This window comes from Streptomyces sp. NPDC002870, assembly GCF_042888505.1.
In the GTDB taxonomy this organism is placed as follows: Bacteria; Actinomycetota; Actinomycetes; order Streptomycetales; family Streptomycetaceae; genus Streptomyces.
The window spans coordinates 1-20,930 of the sequence record NZ_JBIAPW010000007.1 but is presented as its reverse complement, the minus strand read 5'-3'; the positions used below and the strand labels follow the sequence as shown (position 1 = coordinate 20,930).

General features: G+C 69.1%; 12 protein-coding genes and 1 pseudogene. 5 read left to right on the top strand and 8 right to left on the bottom strand.

Annotated elements, in window-relative coordinates; translation table 11 throughout:
- Positions 1-537 precede the first annotated feature (537 nt).
- Positions 538-831, top strand: coding sequence for an HAD family hydrolase (locus tag ACFYWY_RS11100; protein ID WP_389183151.1), 294 nt, complete (start codon positions 538-540; stop codon positions 829-831).
- A 102-nt stretch (positions 832-933) separates the two neighbouring features.
- Here ACFYWY_RS11100 and ACFYWY_RS11095 read toward each other — a convergent pair.
- From ACFYWY_RS11095 to ACFYWY_RS11060, 8 genes and pseudogenes are all read right to left on the bottom strand, one after another.
- A pseudogene (locus ACFYWY_RS11095) lies at positions 934-1,813 on the bottom strand (DNA helicase UvrD); the annotation flags it as partial.
- A gap of 79 nt (positions 1,814-1,892) precedes the next feature.
- Positions 1,893-3,482, bottom strand: a complete 1,590-nt coding sequence (locus tag ACFYWY_RS11090; RefSeq protein ID WP_389183148.1) for a protein kinase — start codon at positions 3,480-3,482, stop codon at positions 1,893-1,895.
- Between the two features lie 148 nt (positions 3,483-3,630).
- Positions 3,631-3,948: an ATP-binding protein gene (locus ACFYWY_RS11085; RefSeq protein ID WP_389183765.1), complete on the bottom strand. Its 318-nt coding sequence runs from the start codon at positions 3,946-3,948 to the stop codon at positions 3,631-3,633.
- Positions 3,949-3,951: 3 nt separating this feature from the next.
- On the bottom strand, positions 3,952-4,074 hold the full coding sequence (locus tag ACFYWY_RS11080) for a hypothetical protein (RefSeq protein ID WP_389183145.1): 123 nt from the start codon (positions 4,072-4,074) through the stop codon (positions 3,952-3,954).
- 65 nt (positions 4,075-4,139) lie between these two features.
- Positions 4,140-5,195: an EcsC family protein gene (locus tag ACFYWY_RS11075; RefSeq protein WP_389183142.1), complete on the bottom strand. Its 1,056-nt coding sequence runs from the start codon at positions 5,193-5,195 to the stop codon at positions 4,140-4,142.
- Positions 5,196-5,319: 124 nt separating this feature from the next.
- Positions 5,320-8,520 (bottom strand): type I restriction endonuclease subunit R, encoded by a 3,201-nt coding sequence (locus ACFYWY_RS11070; protein WP_389183139.1) that lies wholly within the window; start codon positions 8,518-8,520, stop codon positions 5,320-5,322.
- 368 nt (positions 8,521-8,888) lie between these two features.
- Positions 8,889-10,898, bottom strand: a complete 2,010-nt coding sequence (locus ACFYWY_RS11065; protein ID WP_389183136.1) for an N-6 DNA methylase — start codon at positions 10,896-10,898, stop codon at positions 8,889-8,891.
- A gap of 91 nt (positions 10,899-10,989) precedes the next feature.
- Entirely contained in the window at positions 10,990-13,236 is a 2,247-nt protein-coding gene (locus ACFYWY_RS11060) for an N-6 DNA methylase (RefSeq protein WP_389183133.1), read from the bottom strand.
- A gap of 283 nt (positions 13,237-13,519) precedes the next feature.
- On the opposite strand from ACFYWY_RS11060, the gene ACFYWY_RS11055 reads away from it, so the two are divergent.
- The 4 genes from ACFYWY_RS11055 to ACFYWY_RS11040 all read left to right on the top strand — a co-directional run bounded on the left by ACFYWY_RS11055 (position 13,520) and on the right by ACFYWY_RS11040 (position 19,850).
- Positions 13,520-15,544, top strand: a complete 2,025-nt coding sequence (locus tag ACFYWY_RS11055) for an AAA family ATPase (protein WP_389183130.1) — start codon at positions 13,520-13,522, stop codon at positions 15,542-15,544.
- 11 nt (positions 15,545-15,555) lie between these two features.
- Positions 15,556-15,984: a hypothetical protein gene (locus ACFYWY_RS11050; protein WP_389183128.1), complete on the top strand. Its 429-nt coding sequence runs from the start codon at positions 15,556-15,558 to the stop codon at positions 15,982-15,984.
- Positions 15,984-16,352, top strand: coding sequence for a hypothetical protein (locus ACFYWY_RS11045; protein WP_389183125.1), 369 nt, complete (start codon positions 15,984-15,986; stop codon positions 16,350-16,352). Before ACFYWY_RS11050 ends, ACFYWY_RS11045 begins: the two co-directional genes overlap by 1 nt.
- Positions 16,353-16,451: 99 nt before the next feature.
- On the top strand, positions 16,452-19,850 hold the full coding sequence (locus ACFYWY_RS11040) for a HelD family protein (protein ID WP_389183122.1): 3,399 nt from the start codon (positions 16,452-16,454) through the stop codon (positions 19,848-19,850).
- The last annotated feature ends 1,080 nt before the right edge of the window (positions 19,851-20,930 follow it).

Below are 20,930 nucleotides of genomic sequence, written 5' to 3'. Positions count from 1 at the left end.
CTGTACGTGTTCGCGCACCGTCCCGGATGCAGGGTGTCAATGCGAACGGGCCGTCAACCCGGCGTCAGCTGTAGGCGGACATAAGGAGCGAGACGCGGCTCCAACCGCTTCATGGAGGCACCCGTCGAAGCCCGCCATCTTGTCCCCGGCATAGGCTCAGTGCGTGAAGCCTCTGGTGCTCTTCGACCTGGACAACACTTTGGTGGACCGGCATTTCGCGCTAGTCCACTGGGCCGCATCCTTCCGAGCCCGCTACGGCCTCAGACAGGAGGACGAAGCATGGCTGACGAATCTGCTGGCGGAACGAGCTGCCCCCGCTCAGTTCAAGTCGATCCGCGGGCGGTTCCAACTGGGCGAACCAACCGCCGTCTTGTGGGACCAATACTGCACGGATATCGCTGCTGCGGTTCTCTGTCCGCCCGACGTACTGGCAGGCCTGGAGGTGCTGCGGCCGCCGACTGGCGGATCGGGATCGCGACGAACGGCGCGGCGGATATCCAGTGAGCCAAGCTGCGTGTCACAGGCATCGCGGACCGAGTGGACGCGGTCTGCATCTCGGAGGAGGCGGGAGCACGCAAGCCGGAGCCGGCCATGTTCCTCGAGGCGGTACGCCGGTGCGGCGGCCTCCGCGACGGCGGCCAGGCTTGGATGGTCGGCGACAGCGCGGTGAATGACATCGGCGGCGGGCAGGCCGCTGAGCTGCGCACGGTGTGGATCGACCGTGCCACGACTTGGCCGCAAGACTTACCTCAACCTGACCATCAGGTTCCCGACGCCCGCGCCGCCATCGACCTGCTAGGTCGGCTCGGCACGAGGAGATTCACGGCATGAAGCCGATGTCCAGCACTACGGTGGGGATCCTGCACCCCGGCAGCATGGGGGCGGCAGTGGCTGCTCAGCCCGTCGAACGGGGACGCGGGTCGTGTGGGTCCCGTCGCCGTCGCGTAGGAACTTCAGCTGCTTGACGCGGTGCAGGGCGACGACGGTCTTGCCGGGCCGCCGGTCACCTGCGCCGGTCCAGAGTAGCTGGCCCGGTAGGCGACCTTGTGCTGGGAGGGGTGGAGGTAGACCCGCCAGGCGGCAAACGGGCTGTCGAGGATGTCGCGCAGTTCGTCGGAGGCTGTGACGAGGGCAATGCGAATGCGGGTGTGGCGGATGGCGGTCGGGTAGTCGGTCGTGTCCACCGGATCGGACGCGGAGGTCGAGAGGTTGACGGATACCAGGTCGCGCCAGACCTCCTCCACGGTGAAGCCCTCGGCGAGGTACTCCACTTCCCTCTGTTCCTGCGGGAAGTAGGGGGCGAAGGACTCCAGTTGCTCTTTGCTGGTGAGGACACGGGCCTGGCGCAGGGTGGTCTCGTCGATGCCGAGGGCGGCCGGTCACCGTCGGAGACCTTGGCGAAGAGCCGCTCGTCGGCCGCGGCGGCGATCCGCTCATACGCGGGCGTCAGTTCGTCGAGCATGGCGATGTCGCGGATCTCCAGGGCGCGGGTGACCGTGTTGATGCTGGCGCGCTGTTTGATCGCCCAGGCGATGGCGCCTTGTCGTGCGGCATCACGCGCAGCAGTACGAAGGTGTCGCCGACTGTCGGGGGCGAGGATGACGCCGCGGGTGCCCTGGGCGATCCGGATGGTGCGGATGTGTGAATCCTTGGCCTGCTTCAGTGACTCCAGATTCAGGCCGGGGTCCTTGAAGAGCTGGTCGAGGGTGAGGCGTTCGAACTTCTCCCAGGCGTCGAAGACCCCCTGCTTGTCGGTGCCCTGGAGTTTACCGAGCTGGGCGCAGAACCCGATATCGAAGGCGAGGTGTGGCATGGTGTCCCGTTCTGCGTGTGCGTTGCGTGCGTCCCGTGGCTGGGAGTGGCTACGAGTGCCTGCGAGGTGTACGAGGGGGTTACCCGGCGGCGTCGCCGTCGAGGTCGAGGTGGATCAGGGCCAGCGCCTCGGCGATCTCGACGGTCATCTCGTCGTCGGGGCCGAACACCATGCACATGTCCTGATGGAGCGGTTCGAGGACCTGCCGGGCTTCGGCGGTCCGGCCCTGGGCGAGCAGCAGCATCCCGATGTTGTGCCGTAGCTCCACGGCTTCCTCGCTCACGTCGCTGTCGACGGCCCGTACGACGTTCAGCACGCCCTGGAGTGCGGCGAGCGCGTCGGTGACCTGGCCGAGTTCGGCGCGGCACCGGGCCGCCTGGGCGCGGCAGGCGCGGGCCTGCTCGGCGGTGGGTCCGGCGATGCGGGCGTACGCGTCGGCGAGAGCGTCGAACTCGGGCAGGGCGGCCCGGTAGTCGCCCCCGAGGAGGCGGATCGCTGCTCGCTGGCGGCGCAGCGCCAACACCGGCTTGCTCTCGGAGCCGAGGGCGAGGGCCGCAGGTTCGATGACCTCGCCGAGCACCTCGGCGGCCTGCGCGAACCGCTCCTCCTCCAGAAGGGCGTCGGAGTGGGCGTACGCCTCTTTGATGTCCTCGCGCAGCTGGGCGGGGACGGGCACCGGCTGGGCCCCCGGGAGGACGGCTGTCGGCGTCGAACCACCGAGTGCAGGCGCCTGGGCGCGGGCGCGGGGCGCGAAAGGGCGACGGAACACGCCCGTCGGGTCGGGTGCGCTGGCCGGCCCGGCATCGGCCGTGCCGGGTTCTCCGCCTGGCGGCGGGAGGAACGGCAGCAGCCGCGCGTACACCTCCTGCGTGTCGGCGGGCCGCGCCTCGGGCGCCTTGCGCAGCAGGTGCAGGACCAGCTCCTCCAACGCCTCGGGGACGTCGGGCCGCAACTGCCGCAGGGGGGTGGGGGCGGCGTTGACGTGCTGGTACATCAGCAGGTACTCGCTCTCCGCCTCGAACACGAGGCGCCCGCTGAGGAGTTCGTGCAGCACACAGCCCAGCGCGTACAGATCGGTCTGCGGGGTGATGCGTCCGCCGCGGACCTGCTCGGGCGACATGTACTGGTGGGTGCCGATGGGGCTGCCGGTGGCGGTCAGCTTGGTGACGTCGGTGCGCAGAATCGCCGCGATACCGAAGTCGAGCACCTTCACGGTGCCGTCGCGTGCGACGAGGATGTTGCCCGGCTTGAGGTCCCGGTGGATCACCGGCACGTCGTGCGCGTACGACAGCACGGTCGCGATCTGCGCGGCGACGGCGGCCGCCCAGCTGACCGGCAGCGGCCGGCCGGGGTCGAGGTAGGCGGACAGCGGTACGCCGTCGACGAGCTCCATCACCAGGAACAGACGCTCGTACGACGCGTCGAGCACCGCGTCGTACACCTGCGGCACGCCGGGGTGCTGGATGCGCGCGGTGATGCGCGCCTCGCGGCGGAAGCGCTTGGCGAACTCCTCGGCCAGCTGCGGGGAGGTGACCGACGCCTGCCGGATGAGCTTCACCGCGACGGGCCGGTCGAGCACGGCGTCGTAGCCGCGCCACACGTCGCCCATGCCGCCGTGGCTGAGCTCCTCCAGGAGTTCGTAACGGTCGGAGATCGCCTCCTGCGGCACCTTGCCCCCGGTGTGCGTGATGAACAGTCACGGTCAGGGGTCAAGTGTGACCGCTGCGTCGATCTGCCGTCCAGCGTTCGCGCTGCGACAGGACTTGGGCGCGGCGGTGGACGACGGGCGGGAGGGTGCGGCGGCCGGTGGCGGCCGGTCAGCCTCCCGCCGGCAGGACGTACTCCGCCCAGACCGTCTTGCCGGGGCCGTCCCGGCGCGGGTGCCAGTCCCAGCGGTCGGCGAGGTGCTCCACCAGGAGCAGACTGCGGCCGCCGTCGCGGAGGTCCGTGGGCCTCGCTACGACCGGTACGCCTTCGGTGCGGGTGTCGGTGACCTCCATCCGTACGGTCGTGGCGTCGCAGGCCAACGAGAGGTGGAAGTCGCGGCCGGGGACCCGGCCGTGCCGGATGGCGTTGGCGGCGAGCTCGGCGACGATCAGCGTCAGCGCGCGGTGCGTGTCGCAGTCGTAGGGGATGCCCTACGCGTCGAGCCGCTGCCCGGCAAGACGCGCGTCGCGCGGGGTGGAGCTGAACCCCATCGCGAAGTGCCTGTGGGCCTGGTGGGCCGGGGGACGCGGTCGGGTAGCGGTCTCACTGTTCATGCCCTCAACGCTCCCTGGGGTCTCTAACGGTTCTCCTGCGGTATCACTGCGGTACTTCGCCGAGCTCAGTTGTCCGGCTGGTCCTCGGAGTCGGACGGGGCAGACGTCGGCAGAGCATCCTCCTCCCGGAGCAGTTCAATCACGCCGATCGCGTCATCGTCCTGCGCGGGGTCGGCGGCGCCGTAGTTCGGGTTACCGGTCAGGTCGCCGCCCGACTTGTCGATCAGGAAGCGTTCACGATACGCGTCGCGTGCCGAAACAGCGATGCGATCGATGTGCCTGTAACTCAGGCCTGCACCGACAGCCATGCCAGCGATGGGCACGAACTGTCCGAGCTTCTTCTTCGTCAGCTGCTGCGTGAACTGTGCTGCGAAGGCCTGGGCGATCTTGGTGAGAACCTTCTCGTTCAACTTGGCCCAAGGAGCGTTCCTCGCCAGCAACTGGGTGAGTTGAGACAGTTCGCGGTACGCGGCCGTCTTCGCCGATGTGCCGGTGGCCATTCCGAGAGCGATCACGGACATCACGAAGATTTCTTCTTCGGGATCGCTCGGGCAGTAGCCGTAGGAGAGAGCTGTGGAGGCGACCGTTCGCGTGGCCAGGGCGAGCATCATCGCGGTGTCAGCGAGCATCGCCCCAGCTACGGTCCCGAGTCCGGGTGCGGCACCCGCGCCCGCGCCGGCGACTGTTCCGGCGCTGGCGAGCACCTCTCCGCCCGTCACGGCCGCAGCGGATCCGAGACCGGTTGCCGCTGCCGAGAGCGCGTGGCCGTACCGAACCAAGTTGTGCCTCGCGACCTCATCGACGACCCGCAGGTCGAGCTCACGGATCTCGTGCAACCCGGCGATCTCGTGTCCGGTACGTCGATACTGCTCAACGACACGTTTCCTGCTCACTGTCCGGCCTGCGGTGTCTCCCACAACTCTGCCGAGACCCTTTGCGGCTCCGCCGTAGGCGGCAGCCACTTTGTCGGCGCCCGGGGTGCTCATCGCCTTCTGGCCGAGCGAAGCGAGTCGGTCCCGGGCCTGCTGCGGAAGGAGGTTCCTCGACTGCTTGTTGAGGGACTCCGCCTTTCGCTTCTGGAGTCGGTCCCACTCCCGTTGTTCGTAAGCAGAGAGAGTCATGTCGTCGCCTCAGTATCAGAGTGCTTGGAACAGTCCCGCGTGATCGCGGCCAGTGGTCCAGCTGTGGGCTCACGATGTCCACCAAAGCGTGCCCCGGCCGGCATATCCAGCCGGGGCGTACGCATCAGACGTCGTCGTCCAAGCCCTCCTCGCGGCGGATCATCCGCCAGGCTGCCTTGCGGGCGCTGCGGTCCAGGCTGGACTTGAAACCCTTGTCGGGGCCGAAGTACTGGCGGCCCATGCCCGCGATGGTGTCGATGTGGTCAGCCATCTTGTCCGCGAAGACGTTGTCGAAGACGAGGCCGAAGTTGTCCTCGTCGTTGACGACGGCCGCCGCCCGCACCTTCGGGTCGGCCTTGGCCTCCTCGAAGGGCCGGATGACGTCCTGCTCGGTGAACTCCGTGCCGAACCGTTCGTTGAACTTCTCGATCAGCTGCGACAGCAGCGACTTCTCCGCCTCCTTCGCACCACCCGAGCCGTCGCCGAAGCCCTGCATCGTCGTCGGCCCCTCGGCGGTGAGGGAGACGTCGTACTCACCGGTCTTCTCCACCCGCATATGACTGAGGTCGATCTCGCCTATGTCCACGCCGCCGTCCGCGCGGCGCGGCAGCCGGTTGAGGAGGTAGCGGCCGTAGAGGTGCAGCCGCTCCAGCTCCGCGTCCCGGTAGGGGACGATCTGCGCGAGGAAGCCGTACTTCCTGACGTAGTCGTTGAGGTCGGCGCGGAAGCCCTCCGCCGTCTCTTGGTCGTCCTCGTCGTCGCTTTCGAGCAGGGGCGTGAAGCGGGCGACCGCGGGGGACAGCAGCCGGTACAGCTCGGCGTGCAGCTTCTCCCACTTGGACTGGGACCCCGCCGCCTTCGCCTTGGCGGCGAAGTACGCGGCGGCGAACTCGTCCATCTCCTGTCCGGACAGGATCGGCGCCTGCATGACCCGGCTCTGTGCGGTGTAGAGCAGGTTGGGGTCGGAGGGGAGGGTGTTCGCCTCCTCGAAGTACGGGCGGAAGGACTCTTGTATGTCGTCAGCGTCGTTGACGAAGTCCAGTACCGCCAGGTCCGCCTGGGTCTTGCGCTCGGCGGTCCGGTTCAGCCGGGAAAGGGTCTGGACGGCGGAGATGCCGGTCAGCGTCTTGTTGACGTACATCGTCGTCAGCAGCGGCTGGTCGAACCCGGTCTGGTACTTCTCCGCCACCACCAGGATCCTGTACTCGCGCTGGCCCGCACCGCCGGCTCGGGCGGCCTTGTCGTCGGCACGCGTGTACGCGAACGCCTTCGGCAGCGCGCTCTCCGACAGCCCGCCGTTCTCCTTGGGCTCGGTGGTCTCCTCGCCGTCGACGGTGAGCGAGCCGGAGAAGGCGACGAGGACACCAAGGTCGGGGTACTTGGTGTCGTAGTCCCGGTCCTTGATGTAGCTCTTGATGGCGCGTGCCATCTGCGCGGCGGACTGCCGGGTGGCGGTCACCACCATCGACTTGGCCCGTCCGCCGAGACGGCCCCGGCTGTGCGCCACGAAGTGCTCCACGATCACCTGGGCGTGCTGGGCGACCGTCGAGTCATGGGTGAGCGCGTACCGGGCGAGTAGGCCGTTCGCCTTCGACGGGTCGACCTCCCGCTCGTCGGGGTTCTGGTTCACCAGCTTCCAGTACGTGTTGTACGTGACGTAGTTGCGCAGCGGGTCGAGGATGAAGCCCTCCTCGATCGCCTGCCGCATGGAATACGTGTGGAAGGGCCGGTAGGTTGCCTTGCCATCGATGTCCTGGAGCGTGCCGAAGAGTTCGAGAGTCTTGGCCTTGGGCGTGGCGGTGAACGCGAAGTAGGAGAGGTTCGCGGCGCGGGAACGCTGCTCGGCCCTCTTCCTGAGCTGCTCGTCGAGGGTGGCGGCGGCCGGGGCCTTGACCGTGGTCGCGCCCGCGTCGTCCGAGTCGGAGTCCAGGCCGAGGTCACGCAGAGCGGCCCGTACGTCCTTGGCGGCGTCGCCGGACTGCGAGGAGTGCGCCTCGTCCACGATGATTGCGAAGTGGCTGCCCCGGATCTCGGTGGGGTTGCGCTCGATGTACGAGATCAGCGCCGGGAACGAGTGCAGGGTGACCGTGACGATCTTGCCGGTGTCGCGGGAGAGGGCCTTGGCGAGCTGCTCTCCCTTCGCACCGTGCTTCTCGTCGATCTTCACGACGAGGCCCGCGGTCTGCTCGAAATTACCAACCGTTTCCCGGAGTTGGGCGTCCAGGTTGCGGCGGTCGGTGATGACGATGACCTTGTCGAAGACCGGCACGCCCGGCTTGAGGCCCTTGGCGATGGCCTCAGGGTCGAGTTCGCGCGGGTCGGTGGGGGTGTGCAGGTCGCTGAGGCGGTGCGCGAGCCAGCCGATGGTGTTCGACTTGCCCGAGCCGGCCGAGGCCATGACCAGGTAGTCGTGTCCCGCGCCGTGCGTTGCGGCGTGCGCGGTGAGCTTCTTGACCGCGTCCCACTGCTGGAACCGGGGGAAGACCATCGTCTTGGTGGTGCCGCCGCCGGGCGTCTTGCTCTTGTGCAGGTGCACGAACCGCTGAAGCAGGTCCAGCCAGTTGTCCGGCTGCCAGACGTGCTCCCAGAGGTACGAGGTCGCGTACGTGCCGAAGGCGGTCGGGTCCGGGTTGCCGGCGCCGCCCGGCTGACCGGGACCGTTGGAGCCGGTGTTGAACGGGAGGAAGCGGGTGTTCTTGCCCTTGAGCTGGGTGGCGACGAAGACCAGGTCCGGGTCGACAGCGAAGTTCGCGACGACCCGGCGCGTGAAGATCAGCTCGGTGGGGTCCCGGTCGGTGCGGTACTGCTCCTTGGCCTGCTCCACCCCTTGCTTGGTCAGCGGGTTCTTCAACTCGGCCGTGGCGACGGGGATTCCGTTGAGGAAGAGGGTGAGGTCAAGCCGGTTGCCCCAGTCCGCCTGCTTGGTCGCGTACTCCAGCTCGCGGTCGACGGTGAGGCGGTTGGCGCGGTAGCCGTCGAGGACGGAGTCGTGGGCGACGAGGTTCGGCTTGAAGTACGCGACGCGGAGGAGAACACCCCGGTCCTTGACGCCGTTGCGGAGCACGTCGAGGAGCCCGTTGGTGGCGATGGCCTGGTCGAGGCGGCTGGCGAACCCGCGCTGGGCCTCGTTCGGGTCGCTGCCGTAGACGGTGAGAAGCTCGTCCCACTCGTCGGGCTGGGTCGCGCCGATGAAGGTGAACAACTCGTTGGTGTCCAGGCCGAGATCGGCCCGGTAGTCCTGCGGGCGCGCTTCGCGCCAGCCGCGCTCGGTCATGGCGGCGACGATAGCTTCGCCGAAGGCGGACTCGGTGTGGATGGGGCTCACGGCTGCACTCCGCCCGTTACGTTGCGCCCGCTGGCGGTGGTTACGTCGAACTGGCCGGTTACGGCGGCGGTGATCAGGGCTTGGCGGCGTTCTGAAAGTAGCTGGACGCGGCGTACTTGGAGTTGCTCCTGCCGAGCGGCTGCGTCTTCCACTTCGTGGGCACGACGAATAATCTCGTCCTGCTCGTAATGGGGAGGAGCGGGAATCCGCAGACCGCGGACTAGGTCCAGGAGTGGCTAGGAATGCATACCCTTCTGGCTGGTATTCAGCCGCGGTGAGGGCCTTCCAGCCGATGCGTGCATTCACCGTGGCCACGCGATCGAGCCGCGTAGCGTCCCAGTGAGCTGGCAGCAAGCCCAGTCCGTCAGTCACTCTGTAACCTCCGCAAGCAGATCCTGAATTTCTGCCTCCAGCGACTTCAGCTCCGCGTCGATCTCCGATAGCGGCCGCGGCGGTTCGTACACATAGAAGTGCCGCGTGAACGGGATCTCGTAGCCGATCTTCGTCTTCGTGTGGTCGATCCACGCCTCCGGGACGTGCGGCAGCACTTCGCGCTTGAGGTAGTCCTCGACGTCCTCCCCCAGCGGAACATTCTCGAAGTCCCGCAGGTCCGCGTCCGGCTCCGGCGCGCCCTTGATCTTCTGGACCTCGCCCTTGGGGTCGCGGACGCCGACCGCGTCCCGTACCGCCTTCGCGAACGGCGCGCCCGACGGCCAGGTCAGGCCAGCCGCGACCACAGCGTCCTTGAGCGCGATGAACGCCTCGGACTTCGTCCTCCACGTCGAGCCGAGCAGCGGGCGCGGGGTCGCCAGGAACTCCTCGCTGCGCTCCAGCCTCGCCACCGGCTTGGCCTCCGCCAGTGCCGCCAATGTCTCCTCCGTCACCTCGAAGCGCAGCTTCAACGGGCGTTCGACGGTGATGCGCTGGTAGCCGAAGTCCTCATTGGCGAAGAGCTTGACCTTGCCGTGCAGCGGGTGCTCGGGGTCCTTCGCGACCTGCACGGCCTCCGCGTACAGCCGGGTGATGTCGCCGATGTGGTTGGGGCGGCCGTTCGTGCCATCCCCCAGTTCCTTGCGCTTGTTGCCGAGCGACTTGCGCATCTTCAGCCAGTAGTCGCGCGCGTCCAGCAGGACGACCTTGCCCTTGTGATCGGCGTCCTTGCGGTTGGTGAGGATCCAGAAGTAGGTCGAGATGCCGGTGTTGTAGAAGAGCTGGTCCGGGAGGGCGACAACCGCCTCCAGCCAGTCGTTCTCCAGGACCCAGCGGCGGATGTTGGACTCGCCGGACTCGGCCGCGCCCGTGAACAGCGGGGAGCCGTTGAAGACGATGGCGATGCGGGAGCCGCCCCCGCCGTTCACGTCCACCGGCTTCATCTTCGAGATCATGTGCTGGAGGAAGAGCAGCGAGCCGTCGTTGATGCGCGGCAGGCCCGCGCCGAAGCGGCCGGCGTCGCCGAGCGACTTGTGCTCGTACTCGACCTCCTCCTTGACCTTCTTCCACTCCACACCGAACGGTGGGTTGGCGAGGAGGTAGTCGAACCTGCGGCGGGCGTGGCCGTCGTCGGAGAAGGAGTTGCCGAAGCGGATGTTCTCCGGGTCCTGGCCCTTGATCATGAGGTCGGACCGGCAGATCGCCCAGGACTCGGGGTTGAGCTCCTGCCCGTACACCTCGACCGTGGCGTCCGGGTTGAGGGCCTTGATGCGGTCGTCGGCGGCGCTGAGCATGCCGCCCGTGCCGCAGGCCGGGTCCATGACCGTGCGGACGACACCGGGCAGGCTGAGGGCGTCCGCGTCGGGCGCCACCAGCAGGTTGACCATCAGCTTGATGACCTCGCGCGGGGTGAAGTGCTCACCCGCGGTCTCGTTCGACTGCTCGGCGAAGCGGCGGATCAACTCCTCGAAGATGTAGCCCATGTTGTGGTTGGGCACGACGTCCGGGTGCAGGTCGAGGTCGGTGAACTTTCCGATGACCTGGTAGAGCAGGTTCGCGCTGTCGAGCTTCCTGACCTGCTGGTTGAACTCGTATTTGTCGAGGACCTCGCGGGCGTTGTCGGAGAAGGCGCCGACGTAGATCTGCAGGTTCTTCGCGGCGTTCTGCGGGTCGGCCGCGATCTTCCGCAGCGTGAGGTCGCTCTTGTTGTAGAAGGAGTGGCCCGAGGCCTTGCGCAGGAAGTGGTCGGTGTCGATCTCCTGGCCCGCGAACCTGGCGACGGTCTCGACGACCTTGTCGCGCGTCGGCTCCAGGACGCACTCCAGGCGGCGCAGCACAGTGAACGGCAGGATGACCTTGCCGTAGTCGGACTGCTTGTAGTCGCCGCGCAGGAGATCGGCGACGGACCAGGCGTGGTTCGCCAGCTCCGTGTGCTTACTGCTGTTCAAGAGGTCCCGGCTTCCTTCCGAAGAGCGCCGTCCAGGCGTGGGACGGCGCTGGATCCAGTGTGGTCGTGTGCGGTGGGACGCGTGGGGCGTTTCAGGCGGAATCGCTGTCCGGGGTGTCCGGTGGCAGGAGTACGCCGGCGGTGATGCCGGTGGTCAGGGTGGCCGCGGTATCGGCGGCGAGGTCGGCGGTTCGGCGGACGGCCGCGCGCAGCTCGTACACGCGGCGGAAGGCCTCCCCGTAGCGCCGCTGTTCCTTCAGGGGCAGCAGCGGTACGCGCAGGCGGCCCGGTGTGACGTGCACGAGGGTGCTGCCGGTGGACGCGGAGGCGATGTTGTCCTCGGCGCCGAGGAATCCGGCCAGGAACCACGGGTCGAGGCGGGCCGGGTCGGGGCGCAGGAGGTGGACGTTCGGACCGAGCAGGGCTCCGGCGTCCCGGTCGTCCGCGACCCGCGTCATCCCGGCCGCGTCGCCGCCGCCCGCGACTGCGCGTACGAGGACGTCTCCGGCGGCGACAGGCTGCGTGGCGTCCGAGTGGACGTCACCGGCGCCGCCGGACGGCGGGTTCCCGGCCGAGATGTCCAGGGCGGTGAGGACCGGCCGGTCTGCGACAGGGGTGGCGGCGCCCTTGGAGCCTCGCGTCCCGGGGGTCGAGGCCCGCAGCACGGTCAGGGCCCCGCCGCGCGCCAGGTCGGAGACGGTCGCCGTACGCCACTCGCGGGCCGAGGCCCCGGACGGCTGCCAGCCGCCGGACTCGGAGGCGCCTGCCAGGGCAGCGACTTGCTCGGCCAGTTGCCCGTGCAGCTCGGCGACGCGCCGGGCCAGGGCTGCCGGGTCGATGTCGGCCGCGGTCGCCCGGACATGGCGGGCCGGGGTGACGTCGACGACGTCGTCGAGGAGGTCGACGAGCGGCACCGCGCGGGCGACGCCGGGCTCGTCGGCGTAGGTGTCGGGGGCGGTGGTGAACGCGGCCCACTGGGTGAGGACCCTGCCGGTCAGCCCCGCCCAGTCGAAGGTGGAACCAGAGGAAGTGGAAGAGGATGCGGCGGAAGAGGAGGAGCCGGACCGGCCAAGGCGCGAGCCGCCGCGTGTGCCGAAGCCAGCCGTGGCCGCAACGGTCGCGCCAGGCGTTCCCGTGGTGGCGTCCCGCTGCTCGCCCTCGCTGTCGACGAACAGCACCGGCGTCCGGTCCGCGCCGCCCGGCTCGGGGCGCTGGAGCACCCAGATCTGCAAACCGATGTGGAGCGGATACGCGGCACGCGCCGGGAGCGAAATGACTGCTCGCAGGGCCCCGCTGCGGATGAGCTCGGCGCGGATGCGGCGGCCGGAGGAGCGGAAGGCGAGCGCGGGCGGCAGCAGCATGACCGCGTGGCCGCCGGCCTCCAGATGCGCGAGGGCGTGCTGCACCCAGGCCAGCTCGGATTCGAAGCGCGGCGGGACCCCGTACGCCCACCTCGGGTCGTACGCCAGCTCGTCGTGACCCCAATCGCGATCGCCGAAAGGCGGGTTGGACAGGACGGCGTCGACAGTGACCTCGGGGAAGGCGTCGTTGCGCAGGCTGTCGCCGACGCGGATCGCCACGTCGGCCCCGGGTGCGGCGAGCAGGAGCCGAATGGCGCTGCGCTGGGCCTGGACTGGGAGCGTGTCCTGCCCGAACAGCTTCTGTGCGCCCTGCCGGGCAGCGGCAGCGAGGAGAGTGCCGCTGCCGCAGGCTGGATCGAGGACACGGGCCGCGCCGGCGGGCAGGAGCCGCGCCATGAGCAGAGCCAGGCCCTCTGGGGTCTGGTAAACACCGCTGGCGGCACCCTCGTCCAGTTCGCGCTCAGCGAGGACATCGAGGGCGGCCTGCGCTCCGGCCTCACGGACGCAACCCAGCAGGGCGCGGACCGTGCCCGCATCGTCCGGGCCGTAGCGGACCGGCTCGGCCTCGGGCACAGCCGCGGGTAGCTGGGCTGCGGCCTTCTCCATGCGGGCGATCAACTGGTCGTCGGATGCGGTGGCGAGTTCGGCCAGTTCCCCGGGCGTAAGGCGGGACATGGCCGCCACCAGCGGGAACAGCCGCGCTGCCGCACCCGAGCCGGGCCCGAGCAGACGCAGCGCCGTACGCAACTCCTCGGCGGGCGAGGCAGCGGAGGTGTGCCCGCGCCCCCGCAGCCATGCCTGGACAGCCGTCAGGTCGTAGAGCGGGCTGCTCTCCGTGCCCCCACTGGGGGCGGGGAAGTCGTCGTGGCGACGGCGCCAGTTGCTGACGGTGGCGCGCGTGACCCCTGCGACGCGGGAGATCTCGGCGGCGGTCACGTGCGCCGAGGCGGGCAGTTGGGCTGCGGGCTGCTGGGGCATGGCGTCGGGTGCTGCTCCTCTCGGGCCAGTCGGTAGTGAACAGTAAACACATTACAGCGGTCGTCAAGTCCGTCAAGTTGTTTGACGATGCTTTCAGTGACGTGCTTACCTGGTTCTGCTTCCGAGCGGAAGCGGGGACTGCGCGACCGCAGTCACCACCACCGCACAACGGAGCAACCCCGCCGCCCACCCGACGCGAACGACAGGGGCATCGTCCTCACCGACCGAGTGCCGGTGTCCGACCCATCCTCCGAACCAACATCCGGCCCCCGGGAGACAGCACATGACCGTCACGGAACAGCCCCAGCAGAACGCGGACCACCCCGCCGACCCCGCTAAGCCGACCCCCGCCGACCAGCCCGTGCCCGTGGCCGAGCTGGTGCGGACCCGCCTGGGCGAGGTGGCACTCACCGAGCCCGTGAAGGCGCTCCTGAAGGAGGCACTGGGCGACAGCGAGGCCGGTGAGACCTCCACGGCCGACCGGATCTACCTCGAGTCAGTCGCCGTCGCCCGGTTCCGCGGCATCGGACCGCGCGCCTTGCTCAAGCTCAGCCCCCGGCCCGGCGTGAACCTGGTCGTGGGTCGCAACGGCTCCGGCAAGTCCAGCATCGCCGAGGGCATCGAGACGGCCTTCACCGGCGTGAACATGCGCTGGCAGGGGCAGCACGCGACGCGCAGCAGCAACTGGCGCAACCTCCACGACACCGACGGCAGGCCGGAGATCGAGGTCAAGCTCGCCATCGAGGGCGACACCGGCCGCAGCACACTCACCCGCACCTGGGAGGGCGACGACTTCGACGACTCCCAGGCCGAGCTCAAGCGCCCCGGACACGGCCGCGCACCCCTCGACCAGGTGGACTGGAAGCAGGCCCTGCGGGACTTCCGGCCCTTCCTGTCGTACCTCGATCTCGACCGCATGATCAGTGGCAAGCCCTCCGAGATGTACGACTCCATCGCCACCATCCTCGGCCTGGGGCAGCTCAGCGCCGCCGACGGCCGGCTCCGCCAGGAGGCCAAGACGCTCGAAGACGCGGACAAGGTGGCGAAGGCGGAGCTGCCGGGCCTCAAGGAGGCCCTGTACGAGCTGGAGGACGACGACCGCGCGGTCCAGGCACTCGTCGCCGTCGACACGGCGGGAACGCCCGACTTGGAGACCGTTGAAGCCCTGATCGCCGGTCTGCCCGCCAACACGGACGATGGCCTGCTCGCCCGGCTGCGCGCCGAGGCAGAGGTGCGGGGACCCGAGATGGCGCAGGTCCGCGCGACCGTGGACCGCCTGCGCAGAGCTCTCGCCGACGTCGAGGACCTGCGCGGCACCGGCACAGAGGACGCCCTGCAGCGTGCGGAACTCCTCGAACGGGCTGTGGCGCACAACGACCGTCACCCCGACGCTGACTCCTGCCCCGTATGCGGGACCGACGGAATGCTGGACGCGGCATGGGCTGCGGACGCCATCGCCCAGATCGCCGCACTGCGGCAGGAGGCGGAGGCAGCCGCGGGCGCGCGCAGCGAACTCCGGTCGGCCGCGCGGGCCGTGCAGGACCTCGTTCACACGCCCCCGCGGATCCCCGCCGCCCTCGCCGACCCGTGGCGCGCCTGGATCGCCTGCCGGACGATCAGCGATCCCGACGAGCTCGCCCGGCGCGCCCACGAGGCCGCCGCGCCCCTGGCCGATGCCTGCACCGCGGTCAAGGAGAACGCCGTCAGGGAGCTGGAGAAGCGGGACGAACGCTGGCGCGGGCTCGTCATCCGCCTGGCGGGCTGGGCGGAGAGAGCCCGTGCCGTGGAGGCGAACAAGCCTCGGCTGCGGGACATCAGGAAGGCGAGCACCTGGATCAAGGCGCTGGCCGCCGAGTTGCGGGAACAGCGCATGGAAGGCTTCGCCGACCAGTCGCAGCGGATCTGGGAGCGGCTCCGCCAGGAGAGCAACATCGACCTCAAGGCCGTGAGCCTGAAGGGCAGCGAGAAGGCCACTGTCCGCAAGCTCGTCATGGATGTCTCCGTCGACGGCCAGGAGGCCTCGGCTCTCAGCGTCATGAGCCAGGGCGAGCAGCACTCCCTCGCGCTGTCCCTGTTCCTGCCCCGGGCCGCCACCGCCGACAGCCCGTTCGGCTTCATCGTCATCGACGACCCCGTACAGTCCATGGACCCAGCCAAGGTCAACGGACTCGCCCAGGTCCTGCACGAGCTCGGCGAGCACCGGCAGGTCGTCGTGTTCACCCACGACACCCGGCTCCAGCGGGCGTTCACCAGTCAGGATCTGCCGGTGACGGTGTTCGAGTCGAGCGGGCCGAGTCGTCCAAGGTGAAGGTCAAGCCGGTGACCGACCCGGTACGGCAGGCGCTCGACGACGCGCGGGCCATCGCCAGTACCAGTGACCTGCCGACGGCGGCACGGACCCACGTGCTGCCCAGCCTGTGCCGTATCGCCCTGGAGAACGCCTTCCTTGAGGCCGCCTGGATCCGGCACCACCGTTCCGGCGCGCCCGAGCACGCGCTGCAAGCCGCCGTCGGCGGCGCCGACAAGCTCATGAAAGTCACGGCCCTGGCCCTGTTCGGCGACGCTGGGCGGACCGGCGACGTCTACCGGGAACTGCGCACCCTTTGCGGACCGCGTGCGGTGGACCTCCTCAGGAAGTGCCAGGACGGCGCCCACGCTGCGGGAGCGCAGATCACCGACCCCCACGGCTTCGTGGACGACATCGAGATCATGGCGCAGAAGGTGCGCAAGCCGGAGGTGACCGTGTGATGAGCACTCCCACCACCTCGGTCGAGGAGCTCCTGCTGACGGCCGATCAGCTGCTTGCCGCCCGCACGGGCGCCACGGCCGCCGGCCGACACCGCGGAGCCTCCCTCGCTCTGCGGACCGCCCTGGAGATCTCCATCGACCGCGTACTAGACGCCGCCGTGACGGGGCTCGCAGCTACCACGATGCGCGCCAAGTTGCTGTGCCTGGGCTGCTACACCGCGGCGGAGACCGCGCGCCGCGCCAACGCCGTGTGGTCGCACCTCTGCCTGGGATGCCACTACCACCAGTACGAGATCGGCCCCACGCACGACCAGGTCCGCACCTGGCGGACGGAAGTCGGCGAGCTGGTCGGGGCGTTGGCCCTCTGACTGTTTGTTACCCGTAGGTCTCTGATAGTTATTTCGCCGGGGCCGGGCGTATGCCCGTCGCAGCGTCCCTTGGGGTGCTGCAAGGGGAGGGGAATGTACATGGGCACCACCACGCGCGACGAGATCATCGCCGTCGAGCAGAAGGCGGTGGACCACGCCTACGACTGCTACGCGGCGCGGCTGGCCGAAATGACCGGGGGCTCGGTCGCCACGGCCTCCGCCAGTGGCAAGGACAGCGTCGCCAACCGGATCGAGGCCGAGGAGCGGGCCGTGGCATACGGCGGACTCGGCAACGAGTCGCTGGTCATCAGCCGGGTCGACGCACCCGACGAGGACGAGCCGGGTAAGAGGCCCAAGACCTGGTACGTCGGCCGACGTGCCGTTTCCGACGTCCGTACCCGCGACACCGTCGTCGTACTGTGGACCAGTCGGCTGGCCAAGAAGTGGTTCGAGGCGCTGCCCGATGCCCCGGGCAAGGTGCTCCTGCGGCGGCAACTGCGCTGTGTACAGCGTGTTGTCGAGGACTACTTCGACGAGATCACTGTCGCCGTCCCCGTCCCGCAGCCACGGCCAGCGACAGACGACGCCCAGCGGGAGGCCCAGCCCACGGACCCAGCCAGCGTCACGCAGAAAGGGGGAGCACCGAGCCCGCCCGTCCCGACCCCCGCCGACATCGCCCGCGTCCAGCGTCAGAAGCCGCTGCAGCCCGACGACTTTCTCCTGCGTGAACTCCAGCGCTCGCGCAGCGGCAGCATGCGGGACATCGTCGAGACCATCCGCCGCGACCAGATGGATCTGGTCACCGGTTCACCCTCCGACATCCTCGTCGTGCAGGGCGGCCCAGGCACCGGCAAGTCCGCGGTCGGCCTGCACCGCGTGACGTGGCTGGTCAACAACAACCACTTCAAGGCCCAGGACATCCTCGTCGTCGGCCCTCACCAGCGGTTCCTCGACTACGTCGGTCAGGTCCTGCCCACCCTCGGCACCCGCGACGTCAACGCCGTGCAGCTGACCCGCCTGTGGGACGGCGAGATCCTCGGTTCCGACACCCCGCAGGCGCGGCTGGTGAAGTCCGACGAGCGCATGGCTGCCGTCCTGAGGCGGCGGGTCGAGAACGAGTGCCGCCCCGAGGCCCTCGACACACTCACCAGCGTCCCCTCTCACGTGGGCGACGAAGCGGCGTTCGCCGTCACGGCAGGCAGCACGACCCTACGCATCCCGCGCTCCGAGCTCCTCGCGCTCCTCGACGAGGCCCGCGGCGGCGACGGCGCCTACCGTGATCGGCGCGACCGCTTCCGCAGCCTGCTCGTCGACCGCCTTCTGCGGGAACTCATGGCTGTTGCCCCGCGGCGCCGCGGTGACGACACCATCCGTCGCGACCTGGAACGCAACCGCCGAGTCGAGCGCCTCATCGAACGCGTCTGGCCGTCACCGGGCGCCAGGGAAGCGCTCCGGAGCCTCTACGACTCGTCTGACCTCCTGCGCACTTGCGCCGACGACATCCTTGACGACGAGGAGCAGGCCGCCTTGCACCGCCCCCGGGCGGCCACCGCCACCGACGACCCCTGGACCCTCGACGACCGCGTCTGCCTCGAAGAACTCCGGTACCTCATCACCGGGGAAACCCCACGGCGCTACGGACACATCGTCGTCGACGAGGCCCAGGACCTCACCCCCATGCAGGCCCGCTCGCTGCGCCGCCGCTGCGCAGTGAACGGCTCCATGACGGTCCTCGGCGACCTCGCCCAGGCCACCGGGCCCCACACGTACGTGGACTGGGACCGCCTCGGCAGCCTCCTCTCCGACCACGGCGACTGGCGCGTCGCCCAGCTGAACACGAGCTACCGCGTGCCCGCCGAGATCATGGAGTTCGTCGCACCCCTGGCCCGTGCGGTCGCCCCGGCGCTGCCCTACCCGCAGGCCGTGCGCGAAGCCGGCGAGGACGCTGTACGAACCGTGACGACCGAGCCGTGGAAGCTCCTCGACGACACCGTCGCCCAGGCCACCCGCCTGGTGGACACGAGCGACGGGCACACCCTGCGCTCGGTGGCCGTCATCGTCCCCGACGACTCGGGCTGGCTCGACGAGATCAGCCGCCACCTGGATCAGAGTGCCGACGTCACCGGCCAGAGCCGCGAGGCGGTGTCCGTACTGGCCGCGGCCCAGGCCAAGGGTATGGAGTACGACCACGTCCTTGTCGTCGAACCCACCACCATCGCCGATCGCGGCCCGGCGGGCCTGCGCCAGCTCTACATCGCCCTCACCCGCAGCACGCAAAGCCTGACCGTGCTGCACACCTCTCCGCTCCCGGAGAGCCTCACGAACACCGACGACACCACCGAACCACCACCCACCGAAGCCGAAGCCGGCACAGCGCTGGGTGACGTCCCCGAGATCGGGGCCGACTTCCGGGTCCGGGTCATCGGCCCTGGGCCCGGCGGCCGCTACAAGGTCAAGGCCCTGTCTCCCGCCATCGACCGCATGCTGATCCTGACCGTCCGGCACGGCTCGGTTCCTCCGCGTCCGGGCGAGGACCTGGACTGCTGGGTGTTCGCCAACGAGACGAACCAGAGCGTGCTCACAGCCGACCAGCGTGGCCGCCAGCCCATCTCGCCCAGGATGGCGGAACGCTATGTTGCGGCGCTCGGCGTTCTCGACGAACTGACCAGCGGTGACGGCGGCACTGTTTCGGAGGATGCCCGCAGCCGCCTCTCCGAGCTCCAGGGCATGGCCAACCGCATCCTCCGCCGCGACCAGGCGGACTGGGTGGACGTACGGCGCGTGCTCGGTTCCCCGGACCGGCACCGGCTGAGCGTGCTGCGCGACCTCGCGGCAAGCACGAACCGCGCGCTCAAGGACGAGGCGCCGGACGTAAGTCGGCTCCGGGAGAACCTTGCGAGTTCGGGCTGGACCCAGGCCCTGGCCGAAGCACGGGAAACACTCAAGGCGCGCCTTGCCGCTGCGGCCGAACTGGACTTCGAGAACACCCCCACCACCGCTGCGCATCAACCCGAGCAGAAGGAAACCGAACCCGTGACCGCCGTCGAAGAAGTCCCCGCCACACAGGCAGCGAGCACGAAGGAGGGTTTCCTGCGCGCGCTGGAGACGTCGGCGGCTGCCGACCGCACATGCAGGAAGCACGAGGCTGTGCGCCACGCGCTGAAGTCGGCCCTGTTGTGGTCGGACCTGCAGCCGGCCGACTCCGCGGTCGTCGACGTCAGTTGCGACACCAGCGAGGGCCTGTTCATCTACGAGGTTCTGGGGGCCGACCGCTCCACGTATGAGGACCTCCGCTCCGGAGCGACCCGCCTCCTTGAGATCAACCACACGCTTCCCGTCCAGGCCACCGGCCTCTACCTGGTCCTGTGCGAACCGCCCGTAGAAGATTGGTCGGCCGACACCGTCCACAACGTCTTCGGCGTCCACGTCCTGTGGCGCACCCCGGACAGCTGGGGCGGCCTCGACAAGGAGACTGCATTGGGCTTCGTCCAGCAGTAACGCCGTCCGACATGCGCCCGTGCCACCAGTGGGGCCCGAGCGCATGTCATCCAGCGCGGCACCAACACCGCAGCCGCCCCATGCCTCGCGCGACGCGAACCGCGGCCTCTTCGCGGGCACCAGAACCCAGGTCACTTGAGATTCGCCCCTGTGGCCCTTTCAGCTCACCCAGGTGGCTATTTGTCTGGCCACACGCCGATGCTGTTCTCATGGGTCTTCCCAGTCCTCGATTCCGCCGCATGGCCACTCTCGTCGTTATCGACGCCGACGAGCAGGTAGCTCTTTTCCACCATCCCGGTCGGACCTCCGGGCACTGGGCCTTGCCGCAGGCCAATGTCAGGCTCTCGGAGTCCTACGCAGAAGCCGCTGTCCGGGTGGCAGCACGCTGGTTCATTGGCCGGCCCTTGCGGTGGGGGTCAGTGGTCGGGCGGCGCTGGGCCCCTCCTCCTGATGATCCATCGCTCGTACGAGTAGAGGAGCGCGTCTTCCTCGCTCGCGCCGGGCCTTCCCCATCCTCAAGCTCGGTCACTGCGGGCCATCCCGGCCCAACCGCCGTCTGGACGCCGCGCGCGACCCTGGACCATGTCCTGCAGGAATCACATGTCGACAGCACCACTGATCTTGTCCTCGGCTACCTCGACGGGTGGTTGCCGGACGGTCCGATCACCCTTCGCTGAGACCAGCCATGGGCTGTTACGCATCTGGTTCGCGCCTCTTCCGGCCGATGACCCCGCTGAGTACGCCTGCCCGACGGCCTCCCACCCGCGACTGAACCCCTCGCTGGAGGGCACGCCGGATCATTCCCTCACGAATAGGAGTGGATATGTCCCTCCACGCCATCGAGATCACGTTGGTCCGCCCAGCAGTAAAGAAGGAGCTCAAAGCCGCTCGCCGCGAAAGCCCGGCTGCCGCTCGTGGCTTCCGCGGACCAGGTCCGGCTATTGACCGTGATCTGCGCGGCAAACCGGCAGGCCGCACTGCGCGGGGCGGTTTCTAGGGATTGTCGCAACACGTGGTCGGTTTGATCAGGCCGCGAGCAGTTTGTGCAGGCGCTCGGCTGGGGTCTCCCAGCCGAGCGTT